The 16952-nt window shown below is 69.8% G+C and carries 15 protein-coding genes and 2 pseudogenes; 9 read left to right on the forward strand and 8 right to left on the reverse strand.

The genetic code is table 11. The features are described from left to right. Positions 1-10: 10 nt before the first annotated feature. Positions 11-1248, reverse strand: a protein-coding gene (locus OHS82_RS07510; RefSeq protein ID WP_328436037.1) for an IS3 family transposase whose coding sequence is annotated in 2 segments (ribosomal slippage) — positions 11-922 and positions 925-1248 — 1236 coding nt in all. Because the reading frame shifts where the segments join, the coding sequence is not laid out codon by codon here. 718 nt (positions 1249-1966) lie between these two features. On the opposite strand from OHS82_RS07510, the pseudogene OHS82_RS07515 reads away from it, so the two are divergent. Beyond that, a pseudogene (locus OHS82_RS07515) lies at positions 1967-2161 on the forward strand (hypothetical protein); the annotation flags it as partial. Positions 2162-2330: 169 nt separating this feature from the next. Further along, positions 2331-2924, forward strand: coding sequence for a methyltransferase domain-containing protein (locus OHS82_RS43465; RefSeq protein WP_443061773.1), 594 nt, complete (start codon positions 2331-2333; stop codon positions 2922-2924). A gap of 227 nt (positions 2925-3151) precedes the next feature. Here the strand turns inward: OHS82_RS43465 and OHS82_RS07530 are convergent, their stop codons facing one another. The 4 genes from OHS82_RS07530 to OHS82_RS07545 form a co-directional block, all read right to left on the reverse strand. Continuing rightward, the gene (locus tag OHS82_RS07530; protein ID WP_107105281.1) at positions 3152-4390 is read right to left on the reverse strand and encodes a PP2C family protein-serine/threonine phosphatase; all 1239 of its coding nucleotides are present in this window, start codon (positions 4388-4390) and stop codon (positions 3152-3154) included. 56 nt (positions 4391-4446) lie between these two features. Then, entirely contained in the window at positions 4447-4740 is a 294-nt protein-coding gene (locus OHS82_RS07535; RefSeq protein ID WP_328433567.1) for a hypothetical protein, read from the reverse strand. Between the two features lie 90 nt (positions 4741-4830). Next, positions 4831-5487: a DUF5994 family protein gene (locus OHS82_RS07540; protein ID WP_328433568.1), complete on the reverse strand. Its 657-nt coding sequence runs from the start codon at positions 5485-5487 to the stop codon at positions 4831-4833. Between the two features lie 407 nt (positions 5488-5894). Then, positions 5895-6464: a hypothetical protein gene (locus tag OHS82_RS07545; protein ID WP_328436183.1), complete on the reverse strand. Its 570-nt coding sequence runs from the start codon at positions 6462-6464 to the stop codon at positions 5895-5897. A 158-nt stretch (positions 6465-6622) separates the two neighbouring features. On the opposite strand from OHS82_RS07545, the pseudogene OHS82_RS07550 reads away from it, so the two are divergent. The 3 genes and pseudogenes from OHS82_RS07550 to OHS82_RS07560 form a co-directional block, all read left to right on the forward strand. Beyond that, positions 6623-6925 (forward strand): annotated as a pseudogene (locus OHS82_RS07550) (alpha/beta fold hydrolase); the annotation flags it as partial. Between the two features lie 10 nt (positions 6926-6935). Then, entirely contained in the window at positions 6936-7223 is a 288-nt protein-coding gene (locus OHS82_RS07555) for an FAD-dependent monooxygenase (protein WP_334451119.1), read from the forward strand. Positions 7224-7235: 12 nt separating this feature from the next. Continuing rightward, on the forward strand, positions 7236-7604 hold the full coding sequence (locus tag OHS82_RS07560; protein WP_242433252.1) for a winged helix-turn-helix transcriptional regulator: 369 nt from the start codon (positions 7236-7238) through the stop codon (positions 7602-7604). 166 nt (positions 7605-7770) lie between these two features. Here OHS82_RS07560 and OHS82_RS07565 read toward each other — a convergent pair whose 3' ends face one another. From OHS82_RS07565 to OHS82_RS07575, 3 genes are all read right to left on the reverse strand, one after another. Continuing rightward, complete coding sequence (locus OHS82_RS07565) at positions 7771-8166, reverse strand: nuclear transport factor 2 family protein (RefSeq protein WP_328433570.1); 396 nt, start codon at positions 8164-8166, stop codon at positions 7771-7773. 346 nt (positions 8167-8512) lie between these two features. Continuing rightward, complete coding sequence (locus OHS82_RS07570; RefSeq protein WP_328433571.1) at positions 8513-8743, reverse strand: hypothetical protein; 231 nt, start codon at positions 8741-8743, stop codon at positions 8513-8515. A gap of 55 nt (positions 8744-8798) precedes the next feature. Beyond that, entirely contained in the window at positions 8799-9527 is a 729-nt protein-coding gene (locus OHS82_RS07575) for a GntR family transcriptional regulator (RefSeq protein WP_328433572.1), read from the reverse strand. A 631-nt stretch (positions 9528-10158) separates the two neighbouring features. On the opposite strand from OHS82_RS07575, the gene OHS82_RS07580 reads away from it, so the two are divergent. The 4 genes from OHS82_RS07580 (at position 10159) to OHS82_RS07595 (ending at position 16915) form a co-directional block, all read left to right on the forward strand. After that, positions 10159-13521, forward strand: a complete 3363-nt coding sequence (locus tag OHS82_RS07580) for an alpha-L-rhamnosidase-related protein (RefSeq protein ID WP_328433573.1) — start codon at positions 10159-10161, stop codon at positions 13519-13521. A 111-nt stretch (positions 13522-13632) separates the two neighbouring features. Next, on the forward strand, positions 13633-14466 hold the full coding sequence (locus OHS82_RS07585; protein WP_328433574.1) for an alpha/beta fold hydrolase: 834 nt from the start codon (positions 13633-13635) through the stop codon (positions 14464-14466). A 17-nt stretch (positions 14467-14483) separates the two neighbouring features. Beyond that, positions 14484-15389 carry an alpha/beta fold hydrolase gene (locus OHS82_RS07590; protein ID WP_057581075.1) on the forward strand — a complete coding sequence of 302 codons (906 nt, stop codon included), beginning with the start codon at positions 14484-14486 and terminating at the stop codon, positions 15387-15389. Further along, positions 15386-16915 carry an FAD-dependent oxidoreductase gene (locus OHS82_RS07595; protein WP_057581076.1) on the forward strand — a complete coding sequence of 510 codons (1530 nt, stop codon included), beginning with the start codon at positions 15386-15388 and terminating at the stop codon, positions 16913-16915. The genes OHS82_RS07590 and OHS82_RS07595 overlap by 4 nt, the downstream gene beginning before the upstream one ends. Positions 16916-16952 lie beyond the last annotated feature (37 nt).

A 16952-nucleotide genomic window follows, 5' to 3' on the forward strand; every position in this document is an offset into this window, starting at 1 on the left:
CGGTTATTGATCACGCGGCGAGCGTGAGTTTAGCGGTGTGGTGTCGGCGTTCGTATTCGTTGGGGCTGAGGTGGCCGTTGGCGGAGTGCCGACGGCGGGTGTTGTAGCGGGTCAGCCAGGCAAATACCGTCCTTCTGCAGGTGCCGGCGTCGCCGTAGTCGCGGGCTCCCTGGAGGGTCTCGCGTTTCAGGGACGCGTGGAAGCTTTCGCAGGCCGCGTTGTCGGCGCTGGTGCCGACCGCGCCCATCGACCGGGTGACTCCGAGCTGGTCGCAGAGGCCGGCGAAGGCCCGGGAGCCGTATTGGGCCCCGTGGTCGGAGTGGAACACGGCGCCGTCCAGGCCGCCGCGGGTCGAGGCCGCCATCCGCAGTGCGTCGGCGACCAGGTCGGTGCGCATGTGGCCGGCGATGGACCAGCCGACGACCTTGCGGCTGAAGCAGTCCAGCACCGTGGCGAGATAGAGGAACTTTCCGTCTGCCAGCGGGAGATACGTGATGTCGCCCATGTACTTGCGCCCCGGCTCGGCGGCGGTGAAGTCCCGCTGGAACAGGTCCGGAACCGGTGAGGCTGCCGGGTCCGCGACGGTGGTGCGGACGCGTCTGCGCAGGCGGATTCCGGTGATGGAGAACCTCCGCATGATCCGGGCGACCCGCTTTTCGTTGACCCGCTGCCCTTTCTCGCGGAGCTCGGCGGTCACTCGCGGGGAGCCGTAGGCGCCGCCGGACTCGCCGTGGACCTCGAGGATCTCCTCGGCCAGGACCTGGTCCTTGTGCTGCCGGGCGGCCCTGGCCTCGGCGCCGGCGAGCCACTTGTAGTAGCTGGACCGGTTCACGTCCAGGACGTGGCAGAGCCGCTTCACCTCGTAGGTGTCCCGGTGGTCGTCAACGAACTGGAAGCGGCTGATCACCAGTTCGTCTCTCCGGCGAAATACTTGGCTGCCTTGCGGAGGACGTCCCGCTCGGTGGCGAGCTTGCGCTCACTCGCCTCGAGTTCTGCCACCCGGGCCTCCAGCTGACGGACCCGCTCGTCCCGGTCAGCGGACGGTACCGCCTCGCGACATGGGGCGGCCGGCTTCGCAGCCGCAGCGCTGACGCCACGGCGTTCGCGGTCCCGCAGCACCCACTCACGCAGGGTCGCCCGGTTAACTCCCAGGTCAGCGGCGATGCTCTTGCAGGTCGCCCCGGGTGTGGACTCGTACAGGGCCACGGCATCGGCCTTGAACTCGTCCGAGTAGTCCTTCATCGCCATCGGCGGCCTTCTCGCTTCCTCCGGATCAAGCAGATCCAGTATCAGCGTGTCCACCACTCAGAGGGAGGCTCCCCCCTGCACAGTCGCATCGGCGAAGCGCACGGTTCCCTGGCACAGAGGAGATCACCGCTCCGATACCGCTGGATCGAAGCAGTCCGTCCACAGCCCGATCGCCGACGACGTCAGCACCGAGTGAACGCTGATGCTGACCATTTGCTGACCGAATCGCGGCCGTCGCACGCCTGACCTGCGAAAACATCCAAACGCTAGATCTTGGACTTGAACATGGTACGCAACATCGGGGCACTCCCACAAGTAGGCTCCCTGCCTGCGTTTTTGCAGGTCAAGGGCTGTTTCGACACCCTACAACGACTCACATGTCCGGGCAGCTGTCCCCAGGTTTTTCAGGACTCACGCTGACCACTTGCCGACTTTCCTGACGCCTCGTCAGGTGACTGGAGGAGGGCTTCGCCCACTCTCGCGGACCCCGCCGTGGCGACGGCCCAAGCCTACGCAGCACCCCCCGAAGGACGTCCGTGATCACCGTCACGCGGACGGCCTGGAGGGCAGTCAGGAGCGAAGGTGCTCGACGGAAGTCAAACCACGCGCCGCCATGGGTCAGCTGGCCCAGGCCCCTCGTGTCCCGCCTCAAAGGAGGAGGCGCCCACAGCTCCATGAACTTGAGTGGCCGAAGCAGCGCGGCAACATAGCGGCGGATCGCCGGTTAGCCAAGGACCACGCCATCCTGCTGATCACGCACCGCCTCGCCAACGTCGCCGTCGCCGACCGGATCGTGGCGTTGAACGAAGGGCGGATCGTCCAGGAGGGCACCTACGCCCAGCTCACCCAGCAGCCAGGGCTGTTCCGGACCCTGTGGGAGCTGCAGCGCCGGATGAGCGGGGACACCCCGTGATCACCGGACCCGCGCCAGGGCCACTGGTCCGCCGGAGCAGAGACACCGGCCCGCTCCCGATGCTCCCTTCGCACCACGTTCCAACCGCCCGTTCAACCCGGAAGGAGTGCCGTGACGACTTCGCCGGCTACTGAAGTCAGCGACGCGAGCGAGCTTCGCCACCAGCTCGTTGAGCAGCTCCGCGCCGGCAGCCATATCCGCTCCGCCGCAATCGAGCGCGCCTTCCGCGCCGTGGCTGCAGGCCGAGATGCTCGAAGCCGCCCGCATCCAGGCCGGCCACCGCGTTCTGGAGATCGGCTCCGGTGGCTACAACGCCGCCCTCCTCGCCCAACTCGTCGGTCCGACCTGTCACGTCACCACCCTCGACATCGACCCCGCCGTCACTGACAGGGCCCTTCGCTTCCTGCCTCAGGCCGGGTACGACCACGTGAGCGTGGTCACCGCGGACGCCGAGCACCTGTCCGCCGGTGTGGTTCCGGACGGCGGCTTCGACGCCATCGTGGTCACCGTCGACACCTGGGACCTGCCCTGGATCGACGCCCTGGCCGAGGGCGGCAGTCTCGTCGCACCGCTGCGTCTGCACGGCTACCACTGGGCCATCGGACACGCTCTCGGACGACGTCCTGGACCGGATCGACGCCATCGTGCCGCCCGGCACGGACACGGGCACACTCGACGTGGCCTACCAGCCGCCGGCCGTCAGCCGGCGGGAAGTGAGGCGTCGGCCGCCGGTCGAACGCGCAGCGGCGTGACATCAGCGTGACGGCACAGTGCGGTGCTCACCGTGTCAGCCCCGAGAGCCCCAGGTCCACACCGTCTCGGGTGGTGAGCGGGCCGGAGTAGTTCAGGCGTCAGAGCGCTCGCCCGCCCCCGCCGTGGCGCAATCGCTGGATGCCCTCGAATCCGGGAGCATCGGCTTCGACGCCACCCTGATGCACCTCCTGCGCGCCATGAGGAGCACCCCATACCGGAGGCCGCCTGAGTGACGGCTCATGGCCACGGCTTCGTACGGCCGGCCGAAGCCTGCCGGAGGTCCGCGCCGGAGTTCACGTGCCGCTCGGTCTCCTGAGGGCCGTGCCAGTCCAGGCACATCACGGTGGCATCGTCCTCGAGCCGGCCGCCGGCAGCCTCACGGACGGCGGACGTCAACGTCAGCGCCGTCTCCCGCGGGTGCAGGTCCCGGGTGTGCTCCAGCAGGGCAGGCAGGTCGACCGTCCCCCCATGACGTTCGAGCATGCCGTCGGTGAGCATGAGCAGACGGTCACCGGGGCGCAGATCGACGTCCTGAACGCGGTAGGAGTGGCGCGCGGACTCGGACAGCCCGAAGGGTTGGTCCACCAGGCAGATGATCTCCTTCGCGGTCCCCTCACGCACGCGCAGTGGCCACGGATGGCCGGCGTTGACCAGCTGGGCCCGCCCGGTGGTGAGGTTGACGCGCAACAGCTGCCCGGTGGCGTGCCCCTGGCCGTGGTCGGCCAGGGCCTGGTCGGCCCGGTGGGCCTGTTCGGCCAGACCGACTCCCGTGCGACGGGCGCCGCGCAGGGCGGCCACCAGGACCGTGGCAGCCAGCGCGGCGTCGATGTCGTGGCCCATGGGGTCGGTCACCGACACGTGCAGGGTGTCGCGGTCCAGGGTGTAGTCGAAGGTGTCGCCGCTGAGGTCTTCGGAGGGCTCCATGCTCCCGCAGAGGGTGAACTGCGCGGCCTCGCACGACAGTGACTGGGGCAGCAGCTGGTACTGGATTTCCGCTGCCAGGGTGGGGGGACGGGAGCGTTTGCCCCAGGTGTACAGGTCGGTGAAGCGTCCGTTGGCGATCACTATGTAGGCCAGGGCGTGGGCTGCTTCCCTGACCCCTTCGAGGACGTCCTCACCGGCGGCGGCCGGCAGAAGCACTTCCAGCAGCCCGATCGCGTCCCCCCGGTTGGTGACCGGCACGATCACCCGCTGTCCCTGGCTGCTCTCCTCCTGGTACAGCCGCTGGGTGCAGACCACCTGCTCGTAGGCGCTGCCGAACATGGGAATCCGCTCCGCTTCCCGCCCGCCCTCGACCGCCCCGGCGGTGGACAGCCGCACCACCGTCCTTCCCGTCAGATCGACGATGAGAAAAGAGACCTTCGTGGCCTCGAAACGCCGCAGCAGGTGCTCGGCGACCACATCGACGGCACCCACCGGTGCCGCCGTCTCCGCGGCCGTCAGCAGCCGGGGAAGATCACTCTGTCCACTACTCACGGCCGTGGCCCCTTCCACAAGCCCCTCCCCCAGCTTGGGAGCCCCTACGGTGGGCGTCAAATCTGTGAGCGGTCACGGCAGATCAGGACGCCATGTGGCGCGGAGCTGAATCGGTGAACGTCCGGCGCGTAGATGATGCGCGGGAAGGACGGCAACGCACGGCTCACGGAAGACCAGAGCCTGCCGCTGTTCGGCATGGTCACCCCGTCCGGCGCGACCGACCGCGACGCGGCGGAGGAAGTCCTGTTCTTCGACCGCACCCTCAAGATCGTCAGCCCGCGGACGCGCGCGACCACGAACAGCTCATCCCCCACGCGGCGTCTCATCACACGGGCAGCCATCACGCTCATGACCGACATCGTGCTGAAAATCGAACCGGTGCGAGCGTGGGCGAGCCGATGCCGAACGGAACGGAGACCCTGTTCGCAGTCATCGAGTCGTTACGGATGTCCCCCGACGACATCGGCGTGCGGGACACGGCCGCCGCGGACATCTGTCCCTGCCCTCGGCGCGACCCTGGCGCTGGCGCTGACCGCGCCCCTGCGGTCGCCCCCGGTGCGGTCGATCGGGTACCCGAAGGGGGACATACAGGCCCCGCCTTCGCCCTCCCAGGTGGCTTCCCGGCGGCGGGCGTCGCGGATGCCGCGCCCGACGGCGGCCTCATTGGCCATGAGGACGCCTGCCGTCAGGGCGCTGCCCGGGATCGCGGCGGCGGCCATCAGCCGGGCCGCGGCTGCGGGCTCGGTCTCGGGCGGAACTACCAGCAGGTCCCAGCGGCCGACGGTGTAGGAGAGCAGGATGAGCTTGTCGGGGTCCTGTTCGGTGAACCAGCCCACGTGCACGGTCTTCCCGGACACGGAAACCGTGTGCGGGATGACGGGCCAGCGGGTGGGGCTCACGGTGACGCGGGTGATGCGCCCCCAGGGTTCTTCCAGGGCCGCGGCGAGCGGCGGAATCTCGGCTGCAAGGTCGCGGGAGTAGGGCCACCAGGCACCGTCCAGCTGGCCGGCGAGGGTGGTCTTCGGGGTGAGGGACAAGCGTGCCGGGAGCTCTGCGGCGAGGTCGCGGGGCGCGGTCCGGTCGAGGGTGGTGGTCATGATGCGAACCTGCCCCCGGGCTGCCCATCGGCAGTTCGGTTTCTAGGCGATCGCCGGAAATGACACCCGCGTGAAAGCGGGAGCGCGAAGTACTTCCGGTGCTTTCACTGTACGCCTGCTCGATGGGCCGATGTCCGGTGTGACCAGGTATTTTCCGGCGGAGGCGCTGCGGAGAGCGGCGGTGCGGGCGGCGGGAGTACCGTGAAACGACGGCGAGCTCGCGTACGTAGCAGGTCGGCATCGGTGCTGACCTGCTACGAGGCGTCGCCGCACCCCGTTGACGGGCGGATCCACATGGCTGACTCCGACCACTTCGCCCTGTTGGTGGTTCCCCCGGACACCACCGCCGACGCCGCCCGCGAAGCAATGGCCCGCGCCGTCCGCGCCGGCGACATCACCGAGGCCGCTCAGATCCTCATCGCCACCACACCCGAACCTGAAGAGGACCAGGTCGTTGACCGGGGAGTTCGCTGGAGGGCGGATGGCGAAACCGGCCGGGCACTGCATACGCCCTGGCCGACGGACGCCACGACCCCGACACAGCCAGTAGCACGCAGGAGAAGGGCTCTACGGCATCCCGGGGGCTGGGCCTGGAGCCTCTCGCGCAGGTCGATCTCCTCACGGGTGAGGGGGTCCTCGGGCCGACGGATGTGTACGGGCTTGGGCCGCAGCGGCAGGCCGTCGTCGATTGCGACTTCCTCGGCTTCGGCGAGCGCCCGGTAGAGGGAGGCGACCGGGGGGTTCTTGCCCGCGTTCTTCCCGGTCTTGATGGTGAGCTTCTTCGCGATGTCGGGTAAGGGGACACCCTTGTCCTTGAGTGCGAGGGCGAAGGTGAGCATGTCGTCGTCGATGACCTTCGGGCGTCCGCCGTGGTTGCCTGCCTGACGCATGAACGCAACGGCGGCGATCTTCGCCGTTCCGAAGGAGAAGAAGATCAGTGACAGTGCGACGGCGAGGGTGATGTGTGCGGTGGTCATGCCGATCGGTCCTGGTGCTCGACGCCCAGGCGGGCGTAGTGGTCGATGAGGTGGGGGGCGTCCACGGCGGCCAGGTTGACGACCTCCTCGACCGGGGCGCCCTGAAGGATGCGCTTGACGGGGACCTCGAGCTTCTTGCCGGTGCGGGTGTGCGGGATGAGATGGTCCTCGACGCGTTCCGCTTCGACGGCTCGCTGTACGCGGTCTTCGACACGCTCCAGCATCTGCCCGTCGCCGGCCGGGACGACCTCTTCCGGCAGACGGGGGCGCTGGGCATCCCGACGCTGCTGCTGTGGGGCGACCAGGACGAAGTCACGCCCATGGCCCACCTCGAGACAGCGCGTGACTTGCTGAAGCCCCAGCGCCATCTCGTCATTCCCGAATGCGGCCACATGGCCCCCTTCGAACGGCCCCGCGGCGTCGCCGATCAGATCGTCCCGTTCGTGGCCGCTCGCGGCGAAGGCTCGACTCGTGAACAACCCGCAGGTCAGCGAAGTCCTGGTCGTCGGTGCGGGCCCTTCGGGCTCCGCCGTGGCGATCGATCTCGTACGGCGAGGACTCGTCGTACGGATCGTCGACAGATCTCCCCATGCCGTCGACGGCCCTCGCGCCAAAGGCATGCGGGACCGCTCGCCGTGCCGTGAAGAATGCCGGAACGGGCGAGCACCGGCCTGGCGCCGGACGGCGTCCCCGGTGAAGATCGGCCTGCCGGGTTCCTATACTCACCACCGGTACCAGTCGCCTCGACACAACCGATGAGGGCATGTGACGCTGCCACAATTCCCGGCCTTCGACGTGATGACGGCGACCTGCCCGTCCCGTACCTCGCTCGCCCGCATCGCCAACAAGTGGACGGCCATGGTGGTGATCGCGCTCAGCGTCGGCCCCCTGCGCTTCGGCGACCTGCGCACCAGCGTCGACGGCATCAGCGCCAAGGTGCTCACCGAGACGCTCCGGGACCTGGAACGCGACGGGCTCGTCACCCGGCACGTGTACGGCGAGGTCCCGCCCCGGGTCGAATACGAACTGACCGCACTGGGGCGGACCCTGTACACCCCGCTTCGAGCCATCGCCCTCTGGGCGGAGGAACACTTCACCGAGGTACTCGCCGCACGCGAGAGCTACGACGCCCGCCAGTGACCGTGACCGGTCGCCGGAGGCGGCGACCGGCGGGACGTCGTGCCGACGGACCGTACGGCGCGACGCCCTGAACTCACTGCCGCCACGGTGTCCGCCGTCGCGTGCCGAGCCGCGCGACGATCACCGCGGTACGGGACGGCTCTCGCCCGCGAAGGGCACGGGTGGCTCACTGCCCCCAGAAAGCGTCCTCGGCCACCTGGTCGCCGGAGAACAGCCACATCTCGACGATCTTGCCGTCCTTGAGGCGCAGGACGTCCACGCCGTCCATGCTCATGGACGCGCCCTCGCGCCGCCCGGCGAAGTGGATCGAGGCGGCCACCGTGTCGCCGTTGCCCATGAGGGCGTGGATCGTGTCGATGGCGAAGGAGCCCTGACTGGCCTCCATCATCCCGCCGAGCATCGCGAAGACGGCGTCGCGCCCCCTGTGCTCACCGGAGAACCGGTTGCCGCCCGGCTGATGCCAGACGATGCCCTCGTCCAGAAGCTCGCCCACCTTGACCAGGTCGCCCTTCTGGACGGCCTGGAAGTACTCACGCGCGATGTCGACGTTCTCGCTGGTCATGACAACACTCCTCACGCCTCCGACGTGGAGGCGGTACGACTACCGTTACGGGATGGATGCGAGCCGCGACGTGCGCGACTCGGGATGGATCAGCGACGCGCGGTCAGGTTTCGGCAGACCTGCCCATGGGGCGTTGCCCCACGATTCACCCTTGGCCTGCCGGCCCGCCGAGAAGACCCGGACCCTGCGGCGCACACACCCTCGATGCGCCGGCCCTCTCCTTCAGCGAGTTCTCCTGCCGCATCCCCATAGTCACCATCGGCATCCGGTCACCTCAACGTAACCAATGGGATGACATGATCCACGTCACACAATGTGGCGGGGTCGGTGGTGCGGACGATGGCGCTCATACGGTGCGCGCCCCTTCCCTGTCATGCTCGGAGAGGTGCTCGAAGGTCTCGTCGGTGACGAACCCGAGCAGGCCGGCGGCGCCGACGGTAAGCGCGGCACGAAAGGGCACCCTCCCGTCGTAGAGTGCTGCATCCACTCCCGTATACAGGGGCTTGATGCGGAAGCCCCAGGCAACGCCGATCGCCGGACCGAGCAGTACGGGCGGGTTCACGGACGCGCTGATCACCGGCGGACGGATTACCGGGCAGGCGGGATACCGACGGCGGTTCACGGCGGGCGGTTCACCCGCGGGCGGCATCCAGGTGGACGTGCGCACCGATCGCGAAGCCCTGACCGGTCAGGCTGTCGATGAGCGCCCGGAGGGTCTGCGCGAGATGGTGCCGGGCAGCCGCCTCCGCCGCCTCCGTGTCTCCCTGAACGATCGCCTTCAGCATCGCTCGATGCTCCTCCAGGGACGTGAGCATGCGGCGCGGGCCGCTGTGCGAGAGGTGCCGCAGCCGTACGGTCTCACTGCGCAGGTCACCGATCGTGCGGGCGAGGTAGGGGTTGCGGCAAGCGGCGACGACGGCCCGGTCGAAGGATTCGGCCACCTCGTAGAACTCCCGGTAGGACCGCGCCTGCGCGCCGGCGTCCAGCGCCCGGAAGGAGGCGTCGAACTCCTCCAGCCGCTCGAGCAGTTCGCCGAACGGCAGCAGCGCCCGCTCGTCGGCCGCCCCCGTCGTCGCGGCCGCCGCGGCCGCACGGGGCTCCAGCAGCATCCGGAACTCGAACAGCGCCCGCACCCCGCCCAGCGAGATCGCGGCCACCCGGGCCACCTCCCCCGGCACGAAGTCCACCAGCCCTTCCCGGGCCAGCCGCCGGATCGCCTCGCGCACCGGCGTCCGCGAGGCACCCAACTCCTCGCCCAGCTGGACCTCGCCCAGCTTGGCCCCCGGCCGCAGCCGCAGCGACTCGATGTCACTCTTCAGCCGCTCGTAGATCGCCTCGCTCTTACCGGTTGCCCGAGTCACGGAACTCCTCGTCTGTCCTGCCGCACACTTTGCTGTATACAGGCTTGCGGGGTCAACCACCCCGTGGTCCACCACCCGGCGAAGCAGCCCGGCCCGCCGCCGTCCGTTCCGTGGCAGAGCCCCGGACCTCGTGCCGCTCACGGACGGCCCCGGCGCCGGAACGGGAGGAGTGCCGGCGTGCGCCGACAGCTCCTGCCACAGCCGTTGACGTCGCCCCGGCCTGCCCGCAGAGGGTGCGCGAACCGTGCGACCAGGGCCGTTGCGGTTGCCGCCCGGTCCGCTGCGCCCCGGGCCGACCGCTTGGGGAGCCGGCGGGCGGCACCGGCTTCCGATGTCGACCGGCGCCGCCGGCGGCGGGCCGTCGACGGACGCCCGCCCGTCGGTCGTGGAGCCCGGGTGGAAGACGCCCCGCCGGGATACCTCCTGCACGGGCCTTGACATCAGCTCGAGCGGCCCCAAAGAATTCCCGCTGCAAACACCGGAATGAAACGATTCAAAACGCGCTTCGCCGAGCTCGGGCTGTCGGAGGCGATCGAGCGGGAGATCCTCGCCTCACGCGCCCTCCCCGCCTCGGTCTCCAGGACGCCTGTCCTCCCCCCGCCATCACCGCACATCGACAGTAGGAGCCCGCATGTCCTCGGTAACGCGCCGGTCCATCCTGCGCTCGGCAATAGCCGTGGCGCTCACGCCCACCCTCGGCTCGGTGCTTCTGCCGGCGTTCGCTCCGGCGGCGTCGGCCGCCGTCTCCTGGACCGCACAGTGGATCTGGGCTCCGTCCAGCTCGACGAACCAGTGGGTGGCGTTCCGCAAGTCGTTCACTCTGGGCTCCGCGCCGTCGAAGGCGGTGACGCAGATCGCGGCGGACTCCAAGTACTGGCTGTGGGTCAACGGCACGCTCGTCGTCTTCGACGGCCAGCTCAAGCGCGGCCCCGACCGCACCGGCACCTACTACGACGAGATCGACCTCGCTCCGTACCTCACGAGCGGCCGCAACACCGTGGCGCTACTGGTGTGGTACTTCGGCAAGCAGGGCTTCTCGCACAGCGACAGCGGCAAGGGCGGTCTGCTGTTCCAGTCCGACATCACCACCGGTTCCACCACCACCCGGGTCGTCAGTGACACCAGCTGGAAGCACACCGTCCACCCGGGCTACGCCAACAACACCGGCGGCACCCAGGTCAACTTCCGTCTGCCCGAGTCGAACGTCTACTACGACGCCCGCAACGCCACCGCCGTGACCGCCTGGGAGTCCGCCGGCTTCGACGACGGCGCGTGGAGCGCCCCCACCGACTTCGGAGCCGCCGGCGCCGCGCCCTGGAACAATCTCGTCCGGCGGCCCGTCCCGCAGTTCCGGTACTCGGGCCTGAAGTCCTACGGCAACGCGTCCTCCCTGCCGTCCACGGGACAGGGCGCCACCGCCATCACGGCCACCTTGCCCTCGAACCTCCAAGTCACGCCGTATCTGAAGGTGGACGCTCCGGCCGGCGCGGTGATCGGCATGCAGACCGACCACTACGCGGACGGCGACGGACTGACCGGCCTCACGCGCGGGGCGGAGAACAACGTTCGCGCCACCTACGTCTGCGCGGGCGGGGTCCAGGAGTTCGAGGCCCTGGCCTGGATGAGCGGCACGGCGGTGAAGTACACGATCCCCGCGGGCGTCACCATCCTGGACCTGAAGTACCGGGAGTCCGGCTACGACACCGACTTCGCCGGATCGTTCAGCAGCAGTGAGCCCTTCCTCGACACCCTGTGGGGCAAGGCTGCGCGCACGATGTACGTCAACATGCGCGACAACTACATGGACTGCCCCACCCGCGAGCGCGCCCAGTGGTGGGGCGACGTGGTCAACCAGCTCAAGGAGGGCTTCTACACCTTCGACACCCGCTCCCACGCCCTCGGCGCCAAGGCCATCGCCCAGCTCGCCGCCTGGCAGAAGCCGGGCGGGGTGCTCTACTCGCCGATGCCGTCCACCATCTGGACCGCCGAGCTGCCCGTCCAGATGCTCGCCTCGGTGTGGGCCTTCGGCACCTACCACCTCTACACCGGCAACTCCGACGCCGTCTCCGGCACCTACCCGTCGGTGAAGGCCTACCTGAACCTGTGGAGCCTGGACTCGGCCGGGCTGGTCGGCCACCGCGTCGGGGACTGGGACTGGGAGGACTGGGGCTCCAACATCGACGCCCGCGTCCTGGACAACTGCTGGTACTACCTGGCCCTCGGCACGGCCATCACGCTCGCCGGCCTCAGCGGCAACAGCGGCGACATCGCCGCCTGGCAGGCCAAGCGCGACAGCATCAAGGCCAACTTCGACCGCGTGCTGTGGGACACCTCCAAGAACGAGTACCGCTCACCCGGCTACACCAAGGACACCGACGACCGCGCCAACGGCCTCGCCGTCGTCGCCGGCCTCGCGCCCGCCTCCCGCCACCGGGGGATCACCGAGGTGCTGCGCACCCACCTCAACGCCAGCCCCTACATGGAGTTCTACGTCCTCGAGGCGCTCTACCTGATGGGGGCGGCCACCGTCGCCGAGGAACGGATGCGCAACCGCTACGCCGCCCAGGTCGCCGACCCCGCCTGCCACACCCTGTGGGAGATATGGGACAAGTCAGGCGGCACCGACAACCATGCCTGGAACGGCGGCCCCCTGTACACCCTGTCCGCCTACGCCGCCGGCGTCCGTCCCACCAAGCCCGGCTGGGAGACGTACGACGTCATCCCGCAGACCGGCACACTCACGAAGATCAACACGGTCACGCCGACCGTCAAGGGCGACATCCGCTTCGGCATCACGCGCGACGGCGGCCAGGTCACCCTGACCCTCACCTCACCGGGCGCGACGACCGCGCGGGTGGGCGTCCCGACGTACGGCGGCTCCTCACCGGTCGTCAAGGCCAACGGGACCACCGTCTTCACGGGCGGCGCCTCCACCGGAAGCGTCCCGGGCCTCGGCTACGCGAGCAAGGACGCCTCGTACGTCTACTTCACCCTCCAGCCGGGCAGCTGGACGTTCACGGTCACCGGCGCGGGCCGCCTGGACGACCTCGCCCTCGGCCGACCGGTCACCAGCAACAGCAGCCTGGAGAACAGCGACTGGGGCAAGACCCGGCTCACCGACGGCAAGCTCACCAGCGTGACCGGCGCCAAGGGCTACACCAGCATCGACTTCCCCTCCGCCGACGTCAGCGCGAACCCCGTATGGGTCGAGATCGACCTCGGCGCCGACACCGACCTCGACGCCGTGCGGCTCTTCCCGCGCACCGACACCCCGGCGGTCGGCGGCGGCACAGCCGGCTTCCCCGTCGACTTCACGATCCAGACCCGCCCCGACGGATCCGGCGCCTACACCACCGCCCGCACCGTCACGGCCGAGCCCAACCCGGGCGGGCTCGTGCAGACGTACGGATTCAGGACCACCACCGCCCGTTACGTGCGCCTCCAGGCCACCAAGCTCGGCACCCCGCCCGTCGACGAGACCACCAAGTACCGCCTTCAGCTCGCGGAACTCACCGTCCCCACCGCCGCGACCACCGTCACCGCCAACTACACGCTGGAGAACGGCGACTGGGGCAAGACACGCGTCCTCGACGGCACCCTCACCAGCGTGTCCGGCGCCCAGGGCTTCACCAGCATCGACTTCCCCTCCGCCGACGTCAGCGCGACACCCGTGTGGATCGAGATCGACCTCGGTGCCGACCGGGCCGTCGGGTCCGTCACCCTCCACCCCCGTACCGGCACCGGCGCGGTCGGCGGCGGCACCGCGGGCTTCCCCGTCGACTTCACGATCCAGACCCGCCCTGATGGATCCGGCGCCTACACCACCGCCCGCACGGTCACCGCCGAACCCGACCCGGGCGGTGCCGCTCAGACCTACACCCTCGCTTCCGCCACCGGCCGCTATCTGCGCCTGACGGCCTCGAAGCTCGGCAAGCCCGCCTCGGACGAGAGCACCAGGCGCCGCCTGCAGCTCGCCGAGATCCGCATCAAGTAGCAGGGACACCCCGAAACCGGCGGCGGTGGGGCCTTCACCACGGCCCCACCGCCGCGCCCCCAAGAGGGGTCGCACTTGACACGGCACATTTTCGGTAACAGTGTATCCATTATGAGTACCTGGTCTGAGCCGCAGCCCGATTCCCGGTTCGTCGCCGCCGGTGGGTCACGGATCCACTACAAACGCGCCGGACGCGGCCCGGCACTCGTGCTGCTGCACGGCAGCGCCTCGTCGCTGCAGCACTTCGACCGTGCGGCGGCCCTGCTGTCGCAGTCCTTCGACGTCATCCGCCCCGACCTGCCGGCGTTCGGCCTCACCGGCCCTCGCCGGGACCGCGACTACCGCGTGCCGACCTACGCCGCGACGATGGCGGCCTTCCTCGAGGCACTGAAAGTGCCGCGCTGCGCGGTGGCCGGCAATTCGCTGGGCGGCGACATCGCCTGGAACCTCGCGCTGGACCACCCGGAGCGACTGACCGGCCTGGTGCTGGTCAATGCCACCGGGTACCCGGACAAGGCGGTACCGGCCGGCATGCACATGACCCGCAACCCGCTGCTGCGCCCCCTGCTGCGGCGCGTGATGCCGCGCGGCGCCGTCGAGCGCGGTCTGCGCTCGACCGTCGGCCCGCACTCGACGGTCGTGGACGACGCCATGGTGGACCGGGCCCACCAGCTCATGAGCCGGCCCGGAAACCGCTCGGCCTTCGTCGACTTCTGCAACACCGCCCAGCCCGACCGCTCCGCGCGGATCCCCCGCATCACGGTGCCCACGCTGGTGCTGCGCAGCGCAGGCATCGACGGCCAGCACTTCACCCGTGACATCCCCGGCGCCGAGGAGCTCGTACATCCCCACGGCGGTCACCTGCTGCCGGAGGAGGAACCGCAGTGGGTCGCGGACGCGATCGCACAGTTCCTCGGCTCCTCCGCCGGCACCCCCACGCCCTGAGACCAGGAGGCCGTTCCATGAAGTACTTCGTCGCGTCGGGCGAGGACCGGCAGCTCACCGCGGGCTCACGACAGGACCTGCGCGGCAGTTTCATCGCACTGTCCGACGGCGTCACGCACTACGAACTCGCCGGGCCCGAGGACGGCGACGTCGTCGTGATGGCCGGCGGACTGACCATCCCGCTGTTCTACTGGGACGGCCTCGTCACCGAGCTGCACGCCCACGGGCTGCGCACCCTGGCCTGCAGCGCGTACGGCCGCGGCTACTCGGACCGGGTGCGCGCGCGATACGACGAGTCGCTGTTCGCGCGGCAGCTGGCCGAGCTGACGGAGCGGCTCGGTCTGACGGCGCGGCCACTGCACCTCGTCGGCACCTCCCTGGGCGCGCTGGTCGCCATGACCTACGCCGCCCGGCATCCCTCGTCGGTGTCCACTCTCACCATCGTCGGACCCGCCGGTCTCACGACACCGCGGCCGACCTCCCCGCACCGGCTGCTGCGCAGCGACCTGCTGGCCGGCTTCGTCGCCCGGCGGCGTGGCCGCCGGATACTCCAGGGGCACCTCGGACACAACGTCCGCGACCCCGAACTGGTCGCGGAACTGACCGAGATGGTCCTCGACGCGTTCCGCTTCGAGGGCTCGCTGTACGCGGTCTTCGACACGCTGCAGCACCTCCCGGTCTCCGGCCGCGACGACCTGTTCCGGCAGACGGGTGCCCTCGGCATTCCGACGCTGCTGCTGTGGGGCGACGAGGACCAGGTCACGCCGATGGCCCACTTCGACACGGCGCGCACGCTGCTGAAGCCCCGGCACCACCAGGTCATTGCCGAATGCGGCCACATGGCTCCCTTCGAACGGCCCCGCGACGTCGCCGATCAGATCGTTTCGTTCGTGGCCGCACGCACCGAAAGGCTCGACTCATGAACCGTTCACCCGTCATCGACGTCCTGATCGTCGGCGCGGGCCCGTCGGGCTCCGCCGTGGCCGTCGACCTCGTACGCCGGGGACTCGACGTACGCATCGTCGACCGGTCCCCGCACGCCTTCGACGGCTCCCGCGCCAAGGGCGTCCAGCCCCGCAGCCTCGAAGTCCTCGAAGACCTCGGGGCCCTCGACGACGTGCTGGCCGGCGGCAGCACCTACCCCAAGCTCGGCCTCCACGTGGGACCGCTCGCGATGCCGTGGAAGATGTTCCCCCACAAGGAGGCGACCACGGACGTCCCGTACCCGAACACCTGGCTGATCCCCCAGTTCCGTACGGACCGGGCACTGCACGCCCGGCTGAACGAGCTCGGCCGCGAAATCGAGTTCGGCCGCGAACTGACCGGGCTGACGCAGGACGACGAGACCGTCGTCGCCCGGGTGGCCGACGCGCAGGGCACGGAGGAGATCGTCGCCCGCTACGTCGTGGGCGCGGACGGCGGTTCCAGTGTGGTCCGCAGGCAGCTCGGCGTCGGTTTCGTCGGGACGACGGACGACAGCGACCGGGTCCTCATCGTCGACGCCTCGGTGAGCGGCCTGGCTCGCGACCGGTGGCACATGTGGCCCCGCCCGGGCGGCAGACTCGTCGGCGCCTGCCCGCTCCCCGACAGCGACATGTTCCAGTGGATGATCCGTCTCACGCCGGACGAGGAACCGCCCTCGAAGAAGGACGACATCCTCCGGCGGATCCACGACCACACCCACGACCGGCGCATTCAACTGCACGAGATCCACTGGACGTCGGTGTTCCGGCCCAACATCCGCCTGGCGCGGAGCTACGGCCGAGGACGTGTCCTCCTCGCCGGTGACGCCGCGCACGTTCACCCCCCGGCCGGCGCCCAGGGCCTGAACACCGGTATGCAGGACGGTTACAACCTCGGCTGGAAGCTCGGTCAGGTCCTCGCCGGTGCGGACCAGGCGCTGCTGGACACCTACGAGACGGAGAGGCAGCCGATCGCCGCCGGGGTCCTGGGTCTGTCCACGGAGAAGTGGGGCGGCATCGCCAGGCTCGACCCGTCGAGCATGAAGCGGGGCAAGGACGAGCAGCAGCTCGGCCTGACGTACCACGGCGGCCCGCTCGCCCCCGCCGACGGGATGCGCACCGGGACGCTGCGCGTCGGCGACCGCGCGCCGGACGCGGAGCTCTTCGGCGCCGAGGGGACCGGGACCCGGCTGTTCGACGTGTTCCGCGGGCCGCACTTCACCGCGATCGCCTACGGTGCCGGCGCCGCCCGGGACCTCGAACGGCTCGTCTGGCCGACGGCCGGCGCCCGGCTGAAGCGGCTGACCGTCGGGGCGGCCGCCGACGACGGGCTCGTTCTCTCCGACTCCGGGAACACGCTGCGGCGTGGCTACGGCCTGGCCGGAGACACACTGCTGCTGATCCGTCCCGACGGCTACATCGGGCACATCGCCACTCGGGACTTCCTCACCACCACACGATCCGCCGCGCGGGCGATGACGCCGTAACCCCTGACCAAGGAGTCGCACCATGTCCCACCAGGGC

It is taken from the genome of Streptomyces sp. NBC_00425, from assembly GCF_036030735.1.
Lineage (GTDB): Bacteria > Actinomycetota > Actinomycetes > Streptomycetales > Streptomycetaceae > Streptomyces.

Bases quoted from the DNA above. Each gene is read 5' to 3' on its own strand.
- OHS82_RS07595 (WP_057581076.1), top strand. From the start codon at position 15,386: ATGAACCGTTCACCCGTCATCGACGTCCTGATCGTCGGCGCGGGCCCG.
- OHS82_RS07545 (WP_328436183.1), bottom strand. From the start codon at position 6,464: ATGACCACCGCACACATCACCCTCGCCGTCGCACTGTCACTGATCTTC.
- OHS82_RS07580 (WP_328433573.1), top strand. From the start codon at position 10,159: ATGTCCTCGGTAACGCGCCGGTCCATCCTGCGCTCGGCAATAGCCGTG.
- OHS82_RS07585 (WP_328433574.1), top strand. From the start codon at position 13,633: ATGAGTACCTGGTCTGAGCCGCAGCCCGATTCCCGGTTCGTCGCCGCC.
- OHS82_RS07590 (WP_057581075.1), top strand. From the start codon at position 14,484: ATGAAGTACTTCGTCGCGTCGGGCGAGGACCGGCAGCTCACCGCGGGC.
- OHS82_RS07535 (WP_328433567.1), bottom strand. From the start codon at position 4,740: ATGAGCGTGATGGCTGCCCGTGTGATGAGACGCCGCGTGGGGGATGAG.
- OHS82_RS07540 (WP_328433568.1), bottom strand. From the start codon at position 5,487: ATGACCACCACCCTCGACCGGACCGCGCCCCGCGACCTCGCCGCAGAG.
- OHS82_RS07565 (WP_328433570.1), bottom strand. From the start codon at position 8,166: ATGACCAGCGAGAACGTCGACATCGCGCGTGAGTACTTCCAGGCCGTC.